This is a genomic window from Crassaminicella thermophila (assembly GCF_008152325.1).
Lineage (GTDB): Bacteria > Bacillota > Clostridia > Peptostreptococcales > Thermotaleaceae > Crassaminicella_A > Crassaminicella_A thermophila.
On record NZ_CP042243.1, the window covers coordinates 2,950,131 to 2,969,349 of the forward strand.

Annotated in this window: 17 protein-coding genes, 1 riboswitch and 1 other annotated feature; of the genes, 7 read left to right on the forward strand and 10 right to left on the reverse strand. The window is 29.5% G+C overall.

Annotated features, from left to right (window positions below; translation table 11 throughout):
* Window positions 1-9: 9 nt before the first annotated feature.
* Window positions 10-102, reverse strand: a riboswitch (glycine riboswitch).
* A gap of 427 nt (window positions 103-529) precedes the next feature.
* The 3 genes from FQB35_RS14915 (at window position 530) to FQB35_RS14925 (ending at window position 3,428) form a co-directional block, all read left to right on the forward strand.
* Entirely contained in the window at window positions 530-796 is a 267-nt protein-coding gene (locus FQB35_RS14915) for a YkuS family protein (protein WP_148810621.1), read from the forward strand.
* 141 nt (window positions 797-937) lie between these two features.
* Window positions 938-2,071 carry a pyridoxal-phosphate-dependent aminotransferase family protein gene (locus FQB35_RS14920; RefSeq protein ID WP_148810622.1) on the forward strand — a complete coding sequence of 378 codons (1,134 nt, stop codon included), beginning with the start codon at window positions 938-940 and terminating at the stop codon, window positions 2,069-2,071.
* Window positions 2,072-2,192: 121 nt separating this feature from the next.
* On the forward strand, window positions 2,193-3,428 hold the full coding sequence (locus FQB35_RS14925) for a glycosyltransferase (RefSeq protein WP_148810623.1): 1,236 nt from the start codon (window positions 2,193-2,195) through the stop codon (window positions 3,426-3,428).
* 11 nt (window positions 3,429-3,439) lie between these two features.
* Here the strand turns inward: FQB35_RS14925 and queC are convergent, their stop codons facing one another.
* From queC to FQB35_RS14955, 6 genes are all read right to left on the reverse strand, one after another.
* Window positions 3,440-4,114 (reverse strand): 7-cyano-7-deazaguanine synthase QueC, encoded by a 675-nt coding sequence (queC, locus tag FQB35_RS14930; protein ID WP_207707318.1) that lies wholly within the window; start codon window positions 4,112-4,114, stop codon window positions 3,440-3,442.
* A 2-nt stretch (window positions 4,115-4,116) separates the two neighbouring features.
* Window positions 4,117-4,782, reverse strand: coding sequence for a putative 7-carboxy-7-deazaguanine synthase QueE (gene queE / locus FQB35_RS14935; RefSeq protein ID WP_148810625.1), 666 nt, complete (start codon window positions 4,780-4,782; stop codon window positions 4,117-4,119).
* Window positions 4,779-5,210, reverse strand: a complete 432-nt coding sequence (gene queD / locus FQB35_RS14940) for a 6-carboxytetrahydropterin synthase QueD (RefSeq protein WP_148810626.1) — start codon at window positions 5,208-5,210, stop codon at window positions 4,779-4,781. Before queD ends, queE begins: the two co-directional genes overlap by 4 nt.
* A 2-nt stretch (window positions 5,211-5,212) precedes the next feature.
* Window positions 5,213-5,989 carry an acyl-CoA dehydratase activase gene (locus tag FQB35_RS14945; RefSeq protein ID WP_148810627.1) on the reverse strand — a complete coding sequence of 259 codons (777 nt, stop codon included), beginning with the start codon at window positions 5,987-5,989 and terminating at the stop codon, window positions 5,213-5,215.
* Entirely contained in the window at window positions 5,977-6,987 is a 1,011-nt protein-coding gene (locus tag FQB35_RS14950) for a 2-hydroxyacyl-CoA dehydratase family protein (protein WP_148810628.1), read from the reverse strand. Before FQB35_RS14950 ends, FQB35_RS14945 begins: the two co-directional genes overlap by 13 nt.
* A gap of 194 nt (window positions 6,988-7,181) precedes the next feature.
* On the reverse strand, window positions 7,182-8,696 hold the full coding sequence (locus FQB35_RS14955; RefSeq protein ID WP_148810629.1) for a 2-isopropylmalate synthase: 1,515 nt from the start codon (window positions 8,694-8,696) through the stop codon (window positions 7,182-7,184).
* Window positions 8,697-8,755: 59 nt separating this feature from the next.
* Window positions 8,756-8,995 (reverse strand) — a binding site (T-box leader).
* Window positions 8,996-9,233: 238 nt separating this feature from the next.
* On the opposite strand from FQB35_RS14955, the gene ilvB reads away from it, so the two are divergent.
* Both ilvB and ilvN read left to right on the forward strand, forming a co-directional pair.
* Window positions 9,234-10,850, forward strand: coding sequence for a biosynthetic-type acetolactate synthase large subunit (gene ilvB / locus FQB35_RS14960; RefSeq protein ID WP_148810630.1), 1,617 nt, complete (start codon window positions 9,234-9,236; stop codon window positions 10,848-10,850).
* A gap of 13 nt (window positions 10,851-10,863) precedes the next feature.
* On the forward strand, window positions 10,864-11,358 hold the full coding sequence (ilvN, locus tag FQB35_RS14965; protein ID WP_148810631.1) for an acetolactate synthase small subunit: 495 nt from the start codon (window positions 10,864-10,866) through the stop codon (window positions 11,356-11,358).
* A 23-nt stretch (window positions 11,359-11,381) separates the two neighbouring features.
* Here the strand turns inward: ilvN and FQB35_RS14970 are convergent, their stop codons facing one another.
* The 4 genes from FQB35_RS14970 to FQB35_RS14985 all read right to left on the reverse strand — a co-directional run bounded on the left by FQB35_RS14970 (window position 11,382) and on the right by FQB35_RS14985 (window position 15,881).
* Window positions 11,382-12,182, reverse strand: a complete 801-nt coding sequence (locus tag FQB35_RS14970; RefSeq protein ID WP_148810632.1) for a Cof-type HAD-IIB family hydrolase — start codon at window positions 12,180-12,182, stop codon at window positions 11,382-11,384.
* A 342-nt stretch (window positions 12,183-12,524) separates the two neighbouring features.
* Window positions 12,525-13,292 (reverse strand): glutamate racemase, encoded by a 768-nt coding sequence (murI, locus tag FQB35_RS14975; protein ID WP_269902695.1) that lies wholly within the window; start codon window positions 13,290-13,292, stop codon window positions 12,525-12,527.
* A 113-nt stretch (window positions 13,293-13,405) separates the two neighbouring features.
* Complete coding sequence (locus FQB35_RS14980; RefSeq protein ID WP_148810633.1) at window positions 13,406-14,395, reverse strand: hypothetical protein; 990 nt, start codon at window positions 14,393-14,395, stop codon at window positions 13,406-13,408.
* An 88-nt stretch (window positions 14,396-14,483) separates the two neighbouring features.
* Window positions 14,484-15,881, reverse strand: coding sequence for a cache domain-containing protein (locus FQB35_RS14985; protein WP_168198378.1), 1,398 nt, complete (start codon window positions 15,879-15,881; stop codon window positions 14,484-14,486).
* A 90-nt stretch (window positions 15,882-15,971) separates the two neighbouring features.
* Between FQB35_RS14985 and FQB35_RS14990 the strand changes: the two genes are divergently transcribed.
* Together FQB35_RS14990 and FQB35_RS14995 are read left to right on the forward strand one after the other, a co-directional pair.
* The gene (locus FQB35_RS14990) at window positions 15,972-17,714 is read left to right on the forward strand and encodes a sensor histidine kinase (protein ID WP_148810635.1); all 1,743 of its coding nucleotides are present in this window, start codon (window positions 15,972-15,974) and stop codon (window positions 17,712-17,714) included.
* Entirely contained in the window at window positions 17,689-19,059 is a 1,371-nt protein-coding gene (locus FQB35_RS14995) for a sigma-54-dependent transcriptional regulator (protein ID WP_148810636.1), read from the forward strand. Before FQB35_RS14990 ends, FQB35_RS14995 begins: the two co-directional genes overlap by 26 nt.
* Window positions 19,060-19,219: the final 160 nt, after the last annotated feature.

A 19,219-nucleotide genomic window follows, 5' to 3' on the forward strand; every position in this document is an offset into this window, starting at 1 on the left:
CATTTGCCATCATATTCCTCTGTCATTTAACCTGAGAGTTTCTACGTATCATACGTATTCCTCCTTCGGCGCCGAATCATCGGACTCTCCAGAGTTCCATCAAATAGGGCTCCCTTTGCCTGAAAGTTTCTATAAAAAGATTGACAATTTCTTTTTATATTGCTTCTTCGGCTATCTTCCAAAAGATATCTCGCACTATTCTCATCTGGTTACTATTTAATTTTATACTTATTATAAAGTTATTTTTAAGAAATTTCAAGAATAATTATTTTTTTAACATTTTTCAAAATTTTCTTTTGTTTTTTGTTAAATTCTTCATAATCTTATAGACTTTGTTCTATTTTTTAACAATCATATTAGAGCATATTCTTTCATATAGCGTAAAAAAGATGATTTTTCCCATATTTTATTCCCCATTCACTCGTTAAAAATATGTATATCTATGAAAACCTGTTATTTTTTTAATCCTCACATACTGCATAACGTAAGCATATATATTAATACACAATAACACAAAGGGGGATTTTACATGCTAACTATATCTGTTCAGAATGATTTACATCTTATTCGTGAAGCTCTTGAAATAAGAGGGCATAATATTGCCAATGAAATGAATCAGGATACTTCCATTTATATTGTTTCAAATATAGATGAAGATTGGGAACAAATGAAATCTTTAGAATGGATCTGTCTAAGTAAAGAAAAATGTGTTCTAATAATAAACGCTTCTAAATTATCTGTAGAAAAAATCTTAGAAAAGATCGATCATATTGCTAAAAAACAAGCTGTTTGCTAAGATTCGAATTATACTACTATAAATAAGTCCCTAGTATATGCTAGGGACTTAGTAAAAATTTGGAAATAATAGTGTTGGATTATGATATAATAAAATAGCAATAATAAAAAAGCTTTAAATTTTTAGAAAGGAGTGTACCTCATGCAACAGCCCTTAATTATGACTCCTGGACCAACCTATATTCATGAAGAAGTAAGAAATGCACTTTCTCAATCAATTACCAACCCAGATTTAGATCCTAAATTTTATACATTTTATAAAGAAACTTGTGAAACAATACAAGAGCTTTTCAATACGAAAAATGAAGTACTTATATTGAGCGGAGAAGCAATTCTAGGTCTAGAGGCAGCTTGTGCTTCCCTTATTGAACCAGGAGATAAGGTTTTATGTATTGATAACGGAATATTTGGAAATGGTTTTGGAGATTTTGCAAAAATGTATGGTGCAGAAGTGGTATATTTTCAGTCAGATTACCGTAGCGCTGTTGATGTAGAAAAATTAGAAGAGTTTTTAAAAGATCAACACGATTTTAAAATTGCTACATTAGTTCATTGCGAAACCCCTTCAGGGATTACAAATCCAATCAATCTTATTTGTCCAATGTTAAAAAAATATAACATTATTACAGTAGTAGACTCTGTTTCTGCTATTGGAGGAGAACCTTTAGAAACAGATAAGTGGCAAATAGACATTCTATTAGGTGGAACACAAAAATGTTTATCTGCTCCTCCAGGATTAACCCTTTTAAGTATCAGCCAATATGCTTGGGATAAAATATTAAATAGAAAAATACCTATTGCAGGTTTTTACTGTAATTTGTCCCAATGGAAAAACTGGTATGAAGAAAAATGGTTCCCTTATACACAGCCTATTAGTGATATCTATGGATTAAAAGCTGCCCTAGATCGATTATTAAGAGAAGAATCTTATTTAGAAAGACATAAAAAAATTGCAGAAGCAGTTCGGAAAAGTTTAGTTTATGCAGGACTAGCATTATATCCACTAGATGGATTTTCAAATACAGTTACTACAATAAATATTCCTAAAGGCGTAACATATCAACAAATTTTTGATACAATGCTTAAAGAACACAAAGTTATGATTGCTGGAGCCTTTGGATTTTTAAAAAACAAAGTAATAAGAATTGGACATATGGGTGAAAATTGTTATGAAGAAAAACTATATATCACCTTAAAAGCTTTAGATAAAGTACTTAGAAAATTTGACATCCATTTAAAAGGAGAATTACATAAACTTTTTGTATCATTTCTATAAATAAAAAAGAGAACAATAGTCTTTGAAAGAATATTGTTCTCTTTTTTATTGCATACATGCAGTAGATTTTTGGGAAAATTATAAATAAGATACATTTAAAAGGAAGGAGAGGGCTTAGCATATGCTAAAACATAAGATCATTTATAAAAATGCACCCTATACCCCTGTTGCCTTCAAAGAAAAAAAACAATTACATATTGCTATGTTTACAAATAACTACCTACCTTTCATAGGAGGAGTTCCGCTATCTATTCATCGGTTAGCTGAAGGTTTAAGAGAGCTTGGACACCGTGTTTATATATTTGCTCCTGAATATCCTATGTATAAAAATCATGATCATGAGGATATCATTCGATGTAAACTACTGAAGTATTTAAAAACAGATAAATTTAATTTTGCAATCTCTGATATATTTTCTTCACATATAGAAGAAACCTTTAAAAACCTTCCCATTGATATTGTTCATGTGCATCATCCATATTGGATGGGAGAAAAAGGAATGTCTTTAGCAAAAAAATATAAAATTCCAATTGTCTTTACTTATCATACACGATTTGAAAGATGTGTTCACATGATCCCCTACATAGGTAAAAAAATTGGTGAATGGCTTCCAAATCATATGGTAAAACAGTTTTCTTCTGATTGTGACGGTGTTTTTGCTCCTACACTGTCAGCAAAAGAACATTTGCAGTCTCTAGCTATAAAAACACCTATTGAAATTTTGCCTACAGGAATCGATTTAAATCAATATAAAGTAACTTACAAAGAAACAGAACAAATCAGAAGAAAATATTTAAAAGAAGAACATATTCTATTATTTTGTGCTTCAAGACTTTCAAAAGAAAAAAACTTATTCTTTTTACTAGAAGGTTTAAAACATGTAAAAAATCATACCTCCGTTAAATTTAAATGCATAATTGCTGGAGATGGTCCAGAGAAACAAAATATAAAAAATTATATATTCAAACATAAATTAAATGATATCGTTTATCTATTAGGAGAAATCCCTCCAACTGAAATAAACAAATATTATATGGCTTCCGATATTTTTGTGTTTTCATCCACAGCAGAAACACAAGGACTCGTCATATTAGAAGCCATGGCAGCCTCCCTGCCTGTAGTTGCTGTATCTAGTTTTGGCATTCGAGACATTATCAAAGACGGTGTAAATGGATATATCACAAAGGAAAAAATAGAAGATTGGGCAAATCAATTAATTGTTTTATTAGAAAACCCAAGAAAACTAAAACAAATGTCTATAGAAGCCTTTAAAACTGCAACAAAATATACAATAGATACAATGGCAAAAAAAGCAGTACAGGTATATAAACATCTATTAGAAAACCCCCTTTTTTAAAAAGAGGGTTTTTATAGATTATTTGATTTTTTAAAATCTAAATATCCTTTCTTTCTTAAATGACAAGCTGGACATTCTCCGCAGCCATTCCCTTTTATCCCATTATAACAAGTTAATGTTTCTTCCTTAATAATATCTAATACCCCTAAGTCATAGGCAAGCTTCCAAGTTTCTTCCTTATTGATCCACATAAGAGGGGTATGAATGACAAATTGGTAATCCATTGCTAAATTTAAAGTTACATTGATAGATTTTATAAATACATCTCTGCAGTCTGGATATCCACTAAAATCACTTTGAGATACACCTGTTATTATATGATTTATTCCTCTTTGCTTTGCAAAAATAGCTCCAAAGGTTAAAAACAGCATATTCCTTCCATCAACAAAAGAATTTGGCAATCCTTCTTTTGGGGCTTCTTTATCTACTTCTATGTCTGTTCTTGTTAAAGAATTTGGTGCTAATTGATTTAATAAAGCCATATCTAAAATATAATGCTCAATATTATGTTTCTTACAAATATCCTTTGCACATTCTAGCTCTAACTTATGCTTTTGGTTATAATCAAATGATATAGCAATCACTTCTTTAAATCTTTTCTTTGCCCAAAAAAGACAAGTCGTACTGTCTTGTCCACCACTAAATATGACAACAGCCTTTTCTTTATTCAACTTTTCTTCCTCCATTTCTAAACACCTTTTTTCTCTGGATCCCATATAATCTTATGAAGCTGCAATTGTAGCGTCACATCATTCATTTTATGCTCCTTCATAAATTCTACCATGCCTTTTACATCAATTTTCCCAAATACTGGACTTACATATACACTTGCTCTATTTTTTAATTCATACTTGTCTATAATATCCTTTGCTCTCTCTAAATCATGCATACTCCCTGCTACAAACTTTACAGTATCCTCTTTTTTTAAGTAGGAAAAGTTATCTATTAACATTTTATATTCCATACCACTAGAAGGGAGCTTATAATCCATAGTAAATCTTGGACGATTTTTAATTTTTGTAAATTCTTTTAAGGAAACACTTCCATTAGTTTCTATTTCAATGGATAACTCATTATCCTTTGACAGATACTCAATCAATTGGATTATATTCTCTTGAAGTAAAGGCTCTCCTCCTGTAAGGGTAACATTCTTTACTTTTGTTCCTTTAATATATTCATATATTTCTTCTTCACTCATAAGAGTATATGATGTATTTTCTTTATTTGCCCATTTTGTATCACAATAACTACAATCTAAATTACACCCTAAAAATCTTATAAAAACAGCTAATTGTCCTGATAATCTTCCTTCTCCATTAATACTTACAAATTTCTCAACAACCTTATACATTATTTTCCCTCACTTTTTTCATAAGCTGCACAATTAGTCGGCGTCTCATATACACTAGCCCTTTTCACATCATAACCCTTTTCTTCCATGTAGTGAAAGAAAAATGCTGCAAAATTCTCTGCTGTAGGTCTAAATTTTACTTGGATGATTTTAAATCCATCCTCCATCAAATGCTTTAAGGTTTCTTCTCTCATTGTGTTTTCTTGTATAATTAGAGCATGATCATAAAAATCAACCATTTCTTTCACATCTCTTTTTAAATCTGTAAAGTCAACAACCATTCCATCAAGCTGTCCGCCCCTTATTAAGCTTTCTGATTTAACTTCAATCTCAACCTTCCATCTATGCCCATGAATATTTCTACACTTTCCATTATAATTTGCAAGAAAATGGGCACTATCAAAGCTGTGTTCTGCTTTTAAAAGATACATTTTTATGCCTCCACCTTTAAGTTTTTAATCTTATTGCCATAGTAGCAGCATCCTATTGCCCCATTTAATTGAGGTTCCTCTACTGAAACAATTTCATCATAATCTTTTTTAAGATATTCCTTTATAGCAGAATTATTTGCTACACCGCCTGTTAAAACCAATTTCCTACCTTTAAATTTATTTAACATAGGATGTAATCTTTTATAAAGGGAATAGTTTACACCAGCACATAAACTTTTTATATCAACACCTTCAGCAATCTTTCCAATAAGCTCTGATTCTGAAAATACAGCACAAGTTGCGTTTAATACAACAGGGTTATCATAATATTTACTCATCTCATCAAGAGAAATTTCTAATACATTTGCCATATTCTCTAAATATCTACCACAAGAAGCTGCACATTTTTCATTTAATTCTAAATCCGTAATAATACCATTCTCTACCTTTACTATCTTAACATCTTGTCCTCCTACATCTAAAAGAATGAAATCCTTTAGTTTTGTCTGATAAAAACATCCATACACATGAGCTTTTATTTCATTTATTGCTTTAAACTTATTTAAATCAGTATTGTTCCTTCCATATCCTGTTGATACAGCTCTATCAATTCCGTAAATACCTAGTTTTTCTAAATCTACAATTATTTTTCCGTTGAAACTGCAATAATCTCTATAAAAGGACATGGTGCTTACCTTTATTTTTTTTATAATTTTTTCTTCTTCCATAACAGCAATTTTTACTTCTCTACTGCCTAGGTCTATTCCTAGTATTCGCATGTAATCCCACCTTTTAAGTCCATTAACATATCTAAAAATGCTTCTAGTCTAAGCTTTGTTCGAGCATCTAATTTATTTAGCTTATCTCCTTCAATATTTAAAATTGGAATATCTAGCTCTTTTTTTATTACTATGTCTTCAACTGCCCTATAACAAAAAGCCTGGGTATAGTGGATAATCCCGTCTAATTTTCTTTCTTTTATTTGTCTTTTTAATTCTTTTATTCTAAAGCCAATATCGTAAGGATAAGTATAATCATAATACTGCTCAAATATATTCTTCGCCTCATATGCCCTTGGAAATGCAAATTCCCTTTGAACTTCATTATAAACGAAATGAGCATCAAATTTTTCTACAAAATCATATATATCACCTGTCATAGGAGGAACACCTATATATCCTAATCGAATTTTTTTGTTTATAGGCTTTCTTTTTTTTATTTCTGAAACAGCCTTTTTTAAGTCTATTTCACATTTATCAATATCTCCATAAAAATCACTTAAGCTTACTTGATACAAGTGATTTTCAAATCCTGTTGTTTTATACTCTACATATGTCAATTTATCAATTTCCTTTGCTAAAACTCTTATCTTATTTAGTCTTTCTCTCACTTTTTCAGTTTTTTCCAAATCTACCTCAAACATATCCATAAACTTTATTATTTCTTTTTTTACATCTTCTTTTTTATGACTATGAGGAAATAGAAATGGATACACCTTAATTCCACTCAATTCAAGCACTTCTAAAAGGGCTTTCGTGTTAGAACAATCGCCTTCAATAACTCCTACTATTTCTTTTATATCATTTTCTACACAAGCACCATAAATTCCCTTAATCCATGCACACAGGCTTTTAGGAAAACCATCTCTTTCAGCAATGTCTATATATTTCATATAATCTTTTGATGTAATAAAAAGATTATTTAAGTCTACAGGTTTATATCCTGCTGCAAAAATAACTTCTACAGGTACTGTGGTTGTTAAACCAATTTTTTTCATCATAAGCCTCCATTTCTAAAAATAAAAAAGGGCATAATCCGCCCATAAACAAAAAACTACCTAAGACGGTAGTTTAGTCCTAGTTTTGTTTATAGACAGGATGGTTTCGAACTGTCTTATTTACTTTTTGCTTCAATAAGTATATCATACATTAATATGCCCTTCAATATAAATACTATAATTAAAGCTTTCTTTTATTCTCTCGTTTGATACAATATTTTATTCACTGTACTTAAATAAGCTTTTATACTTGCTTCAACAATATCTGTACTTAGTCCCCTACCCGTATAAATCTTTCCATTATGTTTCATCTTCACAACTGCTTCTCCTTGTGCATCTTTTCCTTCTGTAACAGAATGCAATTTATAATCTTCTAAAGTAAGATTTATACCTACTATTTTTTCAATAGCTTTAAACGCTGCGTCTACAGGTCCATCTCCCATTGATGCTTCCTCTATTTCTAAATCATCCTTTATAAGAACTACTGATGCCGTAGATGTAATCGTATTTCCACTGTTTATTACAAATCTTTCTAGCTTATATACTTGAGGATTTTCAATAGCATTTCTTGTTATAATAACTTCGATATCATCATCATAAACTACTTTCTTTTTATCTGCTAGCTCTTTAAATTGTTCAAAAGCTTTCATTAATTCTTCTTCTGACAAATGATATCCTAGTGTTTTTAACCGATCTTCAAAAGCATGCTTCCCTGAATGTTTTCCAAGTACCATTTTATTTTCAGAAAGACCAATTGATTGCGGTGTCATAATCTCATAGGTGCTTCGCTCTTCTAATACACCGTGTTGATGAATACCAGATTCATGTGCAAAAGCATTATTTCCTACAATAGCTTTATTCGGTTGTACATGTACACCCGTTATAGTGCTTAAAAGCTTACTTGATCGCATAATCTGTGTTGTATCAACATTACAGTACAAATCAAGAATATCTTTTCTAGTATGCATAGCCATAACAATCTCTTCTAATGCTGCATTCCCAGCTCTTTCTCCAATTCCATTTATAGTACATTCAAATTGTGTAGCCCCAGCCTTTGCAGCAGCTAATGTATTTGCAACTGCCATTCCTAAATCATTGTGGCAGTGTACAGATATTTCTGCTTTATGGATATTTTTTGTATTTTCTTTTATGGTTTTAATAAAATCATAGAATTCATCTGGTGTAGTATATCCTACTGTATCTGGTATATTAATAACAGTTGCACCTGCCTTTATAACTTCTTCAAAAAGTCTTGCTAAAAATTTTGGATTACTCCTTGTCGCATCTTCAGCTGAAAACTCTATATCTTCACAATATCTTTTTGCGTATTTTACCATATTTACAGCATTCTCAAGCACTTCTTCAGGCTTCATTTTCAATTTGTATTTCATATGGATATCCGATGTAGCAATAAATGTGTGTATTCTTGGCCTTTTAGCATATTTGACGGCCTCCCATGCACAATCTATATCTTTCGGCAAAGCTCTAGCTAAACTTGCAACAGTACAATTTTTTACTGTTTTTGCAATTTCTTTTACAGAATTAAAATCTCCTTGTGATGCAATAGCAAAACCAGCTTCGATTACATCTACCTTCAAAAGTTCTAATTGCTTTGCCATTTGAATCTTTTCTTGAAGATTCATGCTGCATCCTGGTGATTGTTCTCCATCTCTTAAAGTTGTATCAAATATTTTAATATGTTTTCCCATAATAAACCCTCCTATTTTATATTCCTATACAAAAAACCTCGCCCATGAATAATGTATTATTCAAGGACGAGGTATATATTCCCCGCGGTACCACCTTAAATTGCTTCTATAAATATAGAAACCTCTCGTTCAAGTTTTATAAAACTCTAGCCTATAATGGAGCCACCCATTTATCTCCTACTATAATTTCAGAGAAACTGCTTAGGAGTGAGTAGTATTTTTCTACAGTATCGGTTCACAGCCACCACCGACTCTCTGAAACTGCTTATGAAAAACACGCTCTCCTTCATCGCTTTTATCTGTTTTTTCATGTATTGTTTCGTATTTTACCAAAATCTTATTTTAATGTCAATCGTTTTTGACAATTTATAAAAAATTATATTTTGCAAAAGTTTTTTATTGTTGAAACAACATCGTGGTTTTTCTTTTCTGAATATTCATTAAATACCATTGACATATCCATATTTTTTCTGTTACAATACTTAAAATCATTTTTGTTTAAAATGCTGTTTATGTTTTTTGAAAAGGGGAGAAATTATGAAAGCTTCAGATGCAATAATTCAATGTTTAAAAAAAGAAAATGTAGATATGATTTTTGGCTATCCTGGTGGCGCTGTACTACCACTTTATGAAGCTTTGAGAAAGTCAGATATAAAACATATTTTAATTAGACATGAACAATCAGCCGCTCATAGTGCAAGTGGCTACGCTAGAGCAAGTACAAAAACAGGTGTCTGTATTGCAACATCAGGACCAGGAGCAACAAATTTAATTACAGGAATTGCTACGGCCTATATGGATTCTATTCCTCTTGTCATAATTACAGGACAAGTAAAATCAACTGCTATTGGGAAAGATGTATTTCAAGAAGCGGATATTATAGGTTCTACTGAACCTTTTACAAAGCATAATTATTTAATTAAAAATGCTAAAGATATCCCAAAAGTAATAAAAGAAGCATTCTATATTGCTGCTACAGGCAGACCAGGGCCAGTCCTTATTGATATACCAGTAGATATCCAAAATGAAAATATTGAATTCGATTATCCAAAAACTACAAATATTCCAGGATATAAACCAACCTATGAAGGACATAACGGCCAAATCAAAAGGGCTCTACAAAAACTAAAAGCAAGTAAAAAGCCTTTGATTTGTGTTGGAGGAGGAATTATCTGTGCAAATGCTTATCAAGAACTAAAGGCTTTTTCAGAAAAAGTAAAAATACCTGTTGTTCACACATTAATGGGAATTGGAGCACTTCCTTCAGATTCTCCATATTACGTAGGAATGGTTGGTTCTCATGGGCATGGATTTTCAAATAAAGTTGTCATCGAATCTGATTTGCTTATGATTATTGGTGCAAGAGTTGCAGATCGTGCTACTGCAGATTTAAAGCTGTTAAACGAGAAAAAAAATATTATTCACATAGATATTGACCCTGCTGAAGTAGGCAAAAATGTTGATACAACTATTCCTATTGTTGGAGATGCAAAAAATATTTTAAATAGGTTTATTGAAAAATGTACCCCACTTGAAACAGATGAATGGATTAAAAAAATCCATCAGTTGAAAGAAAATTATATAAAGCAAGATGAAGATACAGATTATATTAATCCAAAAAAAGCATTGGAGTTTTTATCCAATATTGTTGATGAAGAAACAATCCTTACAGCAGACGTAGGACAGAATCAAATCTGGGCTGCACGAAACTTTGAAATAAAAGGAGATAGAAAATTCTTCACATCAGGAGGATTAGGCACAATGGGATATAGTCTTCCAGCAGCAGTAGGTGCAAAATTAGCATGCCCTGATAAAAGGGTAATTAGTGTTGTTGGAGATGGCGGTATACAAATGTCTTTAAGTGAGCTAGGAACTATATCTGAGAATGATTTAAATATAACAATAATACTATTCAATAATTATCGATTGGGAATGGTTAGAGAACTTCAAGATATTCATTATGGAAAAGGAAAAAACTTTAGCATTTCATTTAAGAAAAGTCCCGATTTTGTAAAAATTGCAGAAGCTTATGGATTAGATAGTAAACAGGTAACTTCAAATAGAGAATTTGAATCAGCAATAAAAGAAGCTTTAGAGAGTAAAAAAGGATATCTCTTAGAATGTATAGTAGATCCAAATTTTAGTACCTTATAGAGGGGGACTTATTATGAACAGGCATGTATTATCAATTTTAGTTGAAAATAATTCTGGAGTTTTAAGTAGAATTGCAGGCTTGTTTAGCCGTAGGGGCTATAATATAGACAGTTTATCCGTTGGAGAAACAGAAAACCCAAAAATTTCTCGTATGACAATTACTGTCAATGGAGACGATTATATACTAGAACAAATTCAAAAACAACTCCATAAACTTATAAATGTTATAAAAATTGTAGAACTAAAGCCAGAAAAATCTATTTATCGAGAGCTTATATTAGTAAAAGTAAGAGCTGATTCAAAAAATCGTGCTACAATTATTGAAACAGTAAACATATTTAGAGGAAAAATTATCGATGTATCTAGTGATACTTTAACTATTGAACTAACAGGAGATTTCGAAAAAATTTCTGCTTTTACTGAACTTATTAAACCTTTTGGAATCATAGAATTGGTACGAACAGGTTTTACAGGCTTACAAAGAGGAAATGTTCAAATTACAGATTAATGAGGTGCTTTATAGCACCTCATCTATGTTAAAAAAACTTCTTTTAAATATTTTGCTACCCCATCGTCATCATTCGTTCCAATAACTTCATTTTCAGGAAGTGCCTCTTTTAGTTTATAATGTGCATTCCCCATTATAAGCCCTTTCCCTACAGTTTTTAACATTTCAAAATCATTCAAACCATCACCAAAAGCTATTACTTCTTTTGGTTTAATATTATATTGCTTTAAAACTTTCTTTAACGCCATTCCTTTTGAAATCCCTTTAGGCATTATTTCTAAACATTCTGGAAGAGAAAAAGCTATATTTAACTTACCATAAAATCTTTCATCTATTATCTCTCTTATTCGTTCTAACTTATCATAATTTTCACAAATCAAAAAAAGCTTTGTTGCTTTATAGTCTTCTAATTTTTTAAAATTTACAAGCTCATAGAAAAATCCTGATTCATTCTTAAATTGATTAACCCATTCATTTTCCTTTTCAGTAAGCCATCGATCACCTTGATAAATATTTACATGAATTTCAGGATCAAAATCCATGGCTAGAATTTCTCTAACAATATTTTCATCCAAATCATGCGAAAAAATTTCTTCTCTTTTTTCATTATGCACTCTAGCACCATTCGATGTAATAAAGGTTGTATCTAATCCTAATTGTTTGCCAATATATGTTGCATCCATATGGTGTCTTCCTGTGGCAATAAAAAATTTAATTCCTTTTTCTATAACCTTATTAATAATTTCTTTTGTATAATCACTAATTCTATGCTGACAATTTAATAATGTTCCATCTAAATCTGAAATAACTGCTTTATACTTCATATCACACCTCTTTATTACTTTTATTATCCTATAAAAGTATACCATATTTTTATAATTCACAAATAAAAAGCCCTTACGGCTTTTTCAGACTATAAATTATGAATGAAAAATAAAAACGAATAATTACAAAGCTTTAGTAAAGAAAACTTGATGAAGAATTTCAAAAAAATCCATAGACTTAGCATGAATGCTAAGCCAGCAGCCTACAAGACAGGACGTCTTGATTAGGTGCGTTAGGATTTTTCAAAATTATGAAGCTTAGTTTTCTTTAAAGCTTTATTTATGAGTGTTATTTTTCAATTCATTGATAAATATAACAACTCAAAAAAACTTACGGCTTTTTTATATACTATTTAACAACCTATAAGAAAGCTCTATCATACTTTGATCGTTAGATGAATTAATTATTTCAATCTTTCCTTCTTTATTACAATCCTTTAACCAATCTCTTTCTGAAAGAATATTTTTAAGATGTTGTGCTGTTCCTATTCCTCCATCAATCAAGGTTATGTGGTTTCCTAAAACTTTTTTCATGCTATTTTTGAAAAATACATAATGTGTACATCCTAGTACAATAGATGATATTTCATCTATATTTATATCTTTAAAAAGTTCTTTTATCTCTTTTTCTGCTTCTTCTCCATAAATAAGTCCCTTTTCTGCAAGAGTTACAAGTTTTGGAGCTGGAATTTTAACAATTTCTGCTTGTTCAATATACTTTTCCATTAAATTATGAAACTTTTCTTCTCTTAATGTAACCTCTGTAGCAAGTACAATAATTTTTCCACCTTTGTACTTTTCAACAGCTGGCTTAAGAGCTGGTTCAACCCCTATAATAGGAATCGAATAAGTATTTCTAAATTCTTCTACAGCAGCACTAGTAGCTGTATTACAAGCAATAACTATTGCCTTTACTCCTCTTTTAATAAAATAATCTCCGATTTGGCTACAAATATCTATTAATTCTTCTTTTGTTTTTTTCCCATATGGTATATTTTTCGAATCTCCATAATATATGTAATCTTCTTGTGGCATCAATTTTTTCATTTCTCTTAAAACACTAATTCCACCCATACCTGAATCAAACACACCAATAGGCAAACTCCTCACTTTATTACCCTCCTAAAAGTCATAATAAAATATTATATCATATTTCATATTTTCCTTTATTTTTAAAAAACATACCTAAAAAAGCTGTGACATTTTTATCACAGCTTTTTTCCTTAATACCCTTGATGAATATCATTTAATTTTAAACTTTCAATTGCTTTTTTATAAAGGCTATTTGCTTTATCCATAACATAGTCATTTACTTTATAATCATTTTCCTCTATGATTTTAAGATATTCTTTTATAGTTTGTGCTGTAACTGTTTCTGGATTTTCAGAAATCGTCTTTTTATAACTTTTTAAAAGCTCATCTTTTATTTCCTTTGTTTCATAATCGAATAGTGGAGTATTACTAGCTCCATATAAATAAGCACCCATATACATAGCGTATAATTCTCCCACTTCTTTTTTCTTAGGACTTTGTGGATATTTGGATACATAATTTTCTGCTTGAATCACTCTATTACCTAATTCTTCCCAAGATATAACTACTGCTGCATCATTCCAAGTAAGCTTATCTGATTCTTCAGCTGTAATTTCTATATAATCCTTCATTTGATCTGACAAAAATGGCTTATACTTTCTCAAAATGCTATAGTCTATTATTGGATAATAAGCTCCTTCTAGCATAACATACTTGTAGCCTCCTTTAAGGGTTTCTACAACAAAAGCTCTTAAATCTTCATCTTGTATATCTTCTATATTTCCTTTGTAGAATTGAGAACCAAAAACTTTATCTAATTGATCTACTTTTTTCTTTTGCTGGTCTAAATCTCCCTCAAATAAAATATCTGTATAATCATCTATATATTCCTTTTGTACTTTTTCTAATCCTATAATCATTTCCTCTGCATTTTTCTGAGATACTTTGTCAATGTTTTCATTTATAAATGTCATTACCTCATAAGGCTTCCCTTTTTTAATAAGTTCACTATATGCAAACATAATCTTTTCTTCTTCTTCCTTATTTACTTTAATCTCTCTCTTATTTTCTTGGTTTACTTGTTCTTTTTTCTCGCTTTCTTTTGCTGTATTATTTTTCTTATTAACACATCCACCTAATATAAGGGATACAGCTAAAATGAATAATAAAAGTTTTCTCACATCTCTCTCCCCTTTATGTCAAATACTCATACATATAAACTATATCATAGTTATTTAATAAAATCGTTACAAAATAGTTACAACCCCTTTAATTTTCTATATCTTTTATAAATATCTTTTTTTCAATCCTATTAAGAATTTCATTAATTTCAAAGGGAATATGCTTATTCTTTCTTTCCTTTATCTTTTCTACTACCAAATCCATATGATTTTGTATATTTTCTTTTTGTAATTGATATAGCTTTGATTTGCTACTTTCAAATTGATTTCTAAAATTAATTAATTTGTCTATAATGTTTTCTAGGTTCCTAAATATTTCTATATCATAGCTTTCTTCTATTTTATTTTTAACAATATCCATTAGATTTTCTAACTCCCATTGACATTCAAATAATTTGCTCATGTAAGCACTTGACTCATCTATTAAGCTTTCATAATTTTGGTTCTCTTTTAATAAAGAATTAAATTGGTTCGGTAAATCATCCCCATTGATATTTTCATTATCATTTATAGATTCACGCAAATCCTTTATAGATTTTGTCATTTGTTTTGCAATATAAGCAATAGTTAAAATTCCTATACTCATAATAATCAAGCTGCTAGTAAATATTTTTTGCATCATATCTCTAGTATTTTTGTAAACTTTTTCTTTTTCTATAATCCCTAATACTTTCCATCCTGTTATCTCATTAGTTGTATAGGTAACATAATAATCAGTATTATTCTCTTTTATGTTCAAGCTTCCAGACTTTTTTTCAAATACACGCTTCATCCAATCTGCTTTAATAATTTTATCAAACTTTCTATTTTGCATATCCTTTACTATAAAAATATAACCCGATCTATCTTTATCAATCACGAAAGCATATCCTTGTTTAAAGGCTTTAAAATTTTCAATTTTATTGGATAACTCATCTAAAAAGAAATCTATTGCCATAACCCCTTTTAATTGACCCTTAGAGTTTTTTACAACTTTTGAAATAGTAATAATAGGTTTTTTTGTTGTTGCATCTATATAAGGCTTTGTCCATGCTATTTTTCCATTTGCTTTAACTGCATTTTTATACCACGGCCTTTTACTAGCTGTCCAATCTGTATTAGCTAGAACATCTGATGTATCAGGCCATGTAATTAATTTTTTATTTTTTAGAATTATTTTATTAGGTGCAAAATAAGCAAAAGCCGTTGACGAATAGGACTGTTGAAATGATTTAAAAAACTGCATGGTAGGAATATAATATTTTTCTGGATCATCAGAAACCTTTTGCACCATTTCATTTTTAGAAAACATATCTAAAGCATTTTCAAAATTAGAAAAAAACTCAGAAATAGAATTATTTAATTGTATAATCGAACTATCAAAGGATTCGATATACTGGTTATTTATAATACTTCTTGAATGGTCTAAATAAAAAATGCCCATTAACGAAAATGCTACAATACATCCTATTATAAACAATAAAACAAATTTATGAGAAATATTCATAATCATCAACCCCCTACCAAAAGGCTTATTTATATCTCATTTTATTGTATAATATAATTAATATCAAAATAAACTATTGGAGATTTTTATATGAAGCTAAGGATAAAAAAGAAACTTATTTTCCCTTTATTGATTTTAATGATAATGCCTGTCCTTATTTTAGGTATATTTACCTACTGGAATTATAACAAAACCTTGATAAACTATGAAATACTGCGAATAAACAATGAATTAAATAACATTCTAGTACTGTTAAGCACTGTTGATAAGAACAATAATGATAAAGCATTTATCCTAGACTACATAAAGTCTTTGAAGAAAGAAAATATGTTCATAATTGAAAAAAACAAATTTTTATACAACACTTTAAAAGATAAAAGTATAAATGAACAAAAAATTTTAAAAAGCATTAAATATGATCAGGAAATATCAAGTCAATATCTTTTACAATATGGCGTTTATCATCAATGGAATTGGAAAATCGGCTTTTTGATTGATAAAGAAGCCATACCTTATAAAAATCATGAAATAAATAAAGTTATACTTTTACTCATTCCTCTTTTCATTTTCTTTTCATTAGAAGCTATTATTCTCATTACAGATAATATTTCAAAACCCATTGGAATCCTTTTAGAAGCATATAATGATATGATTTCTGGTAATTTTAAAAAAAAGATAAATATTAAAAGAAAGGATGAACTAGGATTATTAGGGCATGCTTTTAATGAAATGAGAAATGAGATTGCCAGTAAAACCAATAAATTTATTGAAATGAAAAATTTTAATGAAGATATATTAAGAAGCATATCAACAGGAATTATTACAACAAATATCAATGGAAAAGTAATAAAATATAATCAAGCAGCTGTAAATATTATCGAAAAGACAACCCAAAACAATCCAATCATCATAAAAGTATTATTAAGCCAGATTATGAATACCTTAAAAACACAAAAGTCTATTAACCAAGTAAAAAGCTTTAAAAGTAAAGAAGAAGGCAGAAATATTTATTTAGATATTACTACTTCACTCATGAAAAATACCAATCAAGAAAATATAGGGGTAATATGTAGCTTTAATGATATTAGCAGCAGAAAAAGAATAGAAGAAAAAATCGATCAAATTAATCGATTAACTTCATTAGGCCAGTTAACTGCTGCCCTTTCCCATGAAATTAGAAATCCTCTCTCCGGAATGAAAATGAGCTGTCAAGTTTTAAAAAAAAGATTGTCAAGTCATCTTAATTTATCAGATAAAAAACTCTTTGATGCAACAATCTACGAAATTGATAGGCTAGATGAATTAATAACAGATTTATTAAGCTTTGCAAAACCGAATTTGCCGAAATTTCAAGTTGTTAATGTTTATGAAGTTTTAGAAAATGCATTGCAATTTTCAAGCAAAATTATCTCTCAAAAAAATATAAATGTTTTGAAGGAATTTGAAGAAAACTGTTTATTAGCATATTTTGATAAAAACCAATTAGCACAAATTTTTCTAAATATTATTGCCAATGCAATATGGGCAATGGATAATGAGGGAACTTTAAAAATAAAAGCAAAGAAATTTATAGAAGAAAAAGAATATATTCTTATAATTTTTGAAGATAATGGATGTGGTATTTCAAAAGAAAATATCCATAAAATATTTGATCCTTTCTACACAACTAATAAAACAGGTACAGGATTAGGTCTTTCTGTTGTACATAAATTAATTACTGCAAATCATGGTGAAATAGAAGTAGAAAGTCAAATAAATATAGGCACAAAGATAAAGTTATATATACCACTATATAGGAGAGATAAAAATGAAAAAAAAAGTGTTAATAATTGATGATGAAGATATTATTCGACTTTCAATAAAAGAAGGTTTATTAGATTTTGGATATGAAGTAGAAACTGCTAAAGATGGAAAAGAAGCTCTAGAAAAGGTATATAACTTTAGACCAGATACAATTCTTTTAGATATGAAATTAAAAGATGAAGACGGTCTTAATATTGCAAAAAAGATTAAAGAAATAGATGATTACATTGAGATTATTATTATGACCGCATATGCAGATATCAAAACAGCAATAAAAGCTATAAAGTTAGGTGCAATAGATTATCTCAAAAAACCCTTAGACCTAGAAGAAATTCATATGTCAATTTCTAAAGCAGTAAAAAGCCAATCAATGAAAAGAAAGCTTAAAATTTATCAAGAAAGGGAAGCAAAGGATACTCACAAATTTATTGGTGAGCATCCAATCATGCAGGATATATTCAAAAAGATGGACATATTGGCAAAAAATGATTCTGTTACTGTATTAATCCGCGGAGAAACTGGAACAGGAAAAGAAATAGTCGCTTCATATATCCATCAAAACAGCGCTAGAAAGGATTCTCTTATGCTAAGCATAAATTGTGCAGCTATCCCAAACCAATTATTAGAAAGTGAATTGTTTGGCTTTGAAAAAAATGCTTTCAGCGGTGCGAACGCAAGAAAAAAGGGACTTTTAGAGCTTGCAGATGGAGGTACCGTGTTTTTAGACGAATTAGGAGAAATTCCACTAGATATACAAGCAAAATTATTAAGGTTTTTAGAAACAAAAAAATTCAAAAGAATTGGTGGACTAGAATCTATAGGAGTAGATATTCGAATTATTGCAGCTACAAATAAAAATTTGGAAGAAGCCATCGCAAAAAAAGAATTTAGAGAGGATTTGTATTATAGATTGAATGTTGTTCCTATTTTTATCCCTCCACTTCGCGAAAGAGGAGAAGATATATTAAAAATTGCAGAATATTTTTTGCAAATTTATTCCCATAAGTTTAGAAAATCATTCATAGGTTTTTCTGAAGAAGCAAAAAGGCATCTTCTTAAATATCCTTGGCCAGGGAATGTTCGAGAATTAAAAAATGTAATAGAAAGAATGGTCATACTAAATGATGCAAATGTTTTAGATATAGATCATCTTCCTATTGAATTAAGAAACAATATTGCTAAAAATACACCATTTAAAGAAACAGAAGATTTTCAAATAGAAGAAGGATTTTCATTAGAAGACAAAATTTCAGAAATTGAAAAAAAATATATAAAAAAAGCATTAGTGCAAGCAAAAGGAAATCATACACATGCTGCAAAGCTTTTGGGAATTTCTAGATTTGCCTTGAAAAGAAGATTGGAAAAGTATTTTTAATAACCGTGCGAAATCAATCAATTTGTTCGATTCCGCACGGTTATTGTGCGAAATCGAACAAATAGCTTTTATAACTCTAACTGAAATATCTAATAAATTAAGAAATTTCTTTTTTTTAGTATTATTGAGAATAAAAATAAAAAAAACGTTCATTCCAGAT

Excerpts from the sequence above, each read along its gene's own strand:
- FQB35_RS14915 (WP_148810621.1), top strand. The coding sequence starts at position 530 with ATGCTAACTATATCTGTTCAGAATGATTTACATCTTATTCGTGAAGCT.
- FQB35_RS14920 (WP_148810622.1), top strand. The coding sequence starts at position 938 with ATGCAACAGCCCTTAATTATGACTCCTGGACCAACCTATATTCATGAA.
- FQB35_RS14955 (WP_148810629.1), bottom strand. The coding sequence starts at position 8,696 with ATGGGAAAACATATTAAAATATTTGATACAACTTTAAGAGATGGAGAA.
- FQB35_RS14970 (WP_148810632.1), bottom strand. The coding sequence starts at position 12,182 with ATGAAGTATAAAGCAGTTATTTCAGATTTAGATGGAACATTATTAAAT.
- FQB35_RS14995 (WP_148810636.1), top strand. The coding sequence starts at position 17,689 with ATGAAAAAAAAAGTGTTAATAATTGATGATGAAGATATTATTCGACTT.
- ilvN (WP_148810631.1), top strand. The coding sequence starts at position 10,864 with ATGAACAGGCATGTATTATCAATTTTAGTTGAAAATAATTCTGGAGTT.
- FQB35_RS14985 (WP_168198378.1), bottom strand. The coding sequence starts at position 15,881 with ATGAATATTTCTCATAAATTTGTTTTATTGTTTATAATAGGATGTATT.
- queD (WP_148810626.1), bottom strand. The coding sequence starts at position 5,210 with ATGTATCTTTTAAAAGCAGAACACAGCTTTGATAGTGCCCATTTTCTT.
- FQB35_RS14990 (WP_148810635.1), top strand. The coding sequence starts at position 15,972 with ATGAAGCTAAGGATAAAAAAGAAACTTATTTTCCCTTTATTGATTTTA.
- queC (WP_207707318.1), bottom strand. The coding sequence starts at position 4,114 with ATGGAGGAAGAAAAGTTGAATAAAGAAAAGGCTGTTGTCATATTTAGT.
- ilvB (WP_148810630.1), top strand. The coding sequence starts at position 9,234 with ATGAAAGCTTCAGATGCAATAATTCAATGTTTAAAAAAAGAAAATGTA.
- FQB35_RS14950 (WP_148810628.1), bottom strand. The coding sequence starts at position 6,987 with ATGAAAAAAATTGGTTTAACAACCACAGTACCTGTAGAAGTTATTTTT.
- FQB35_RS14945 (WP_148810627.1), bottom strand. The coding sequence starts at position 5,989 with ATGCGAATACTAGGAATAGACCTAGGCAGTAGAGAAGTAAAAATTGCT.
- FQB35_RS14925 (WP_148810623.1), top strand. The coding sequence starts at position 2,193 with ATGCTAAAACATAAGATCATTTATAAAAATGCACCCTATACCCCTGTT.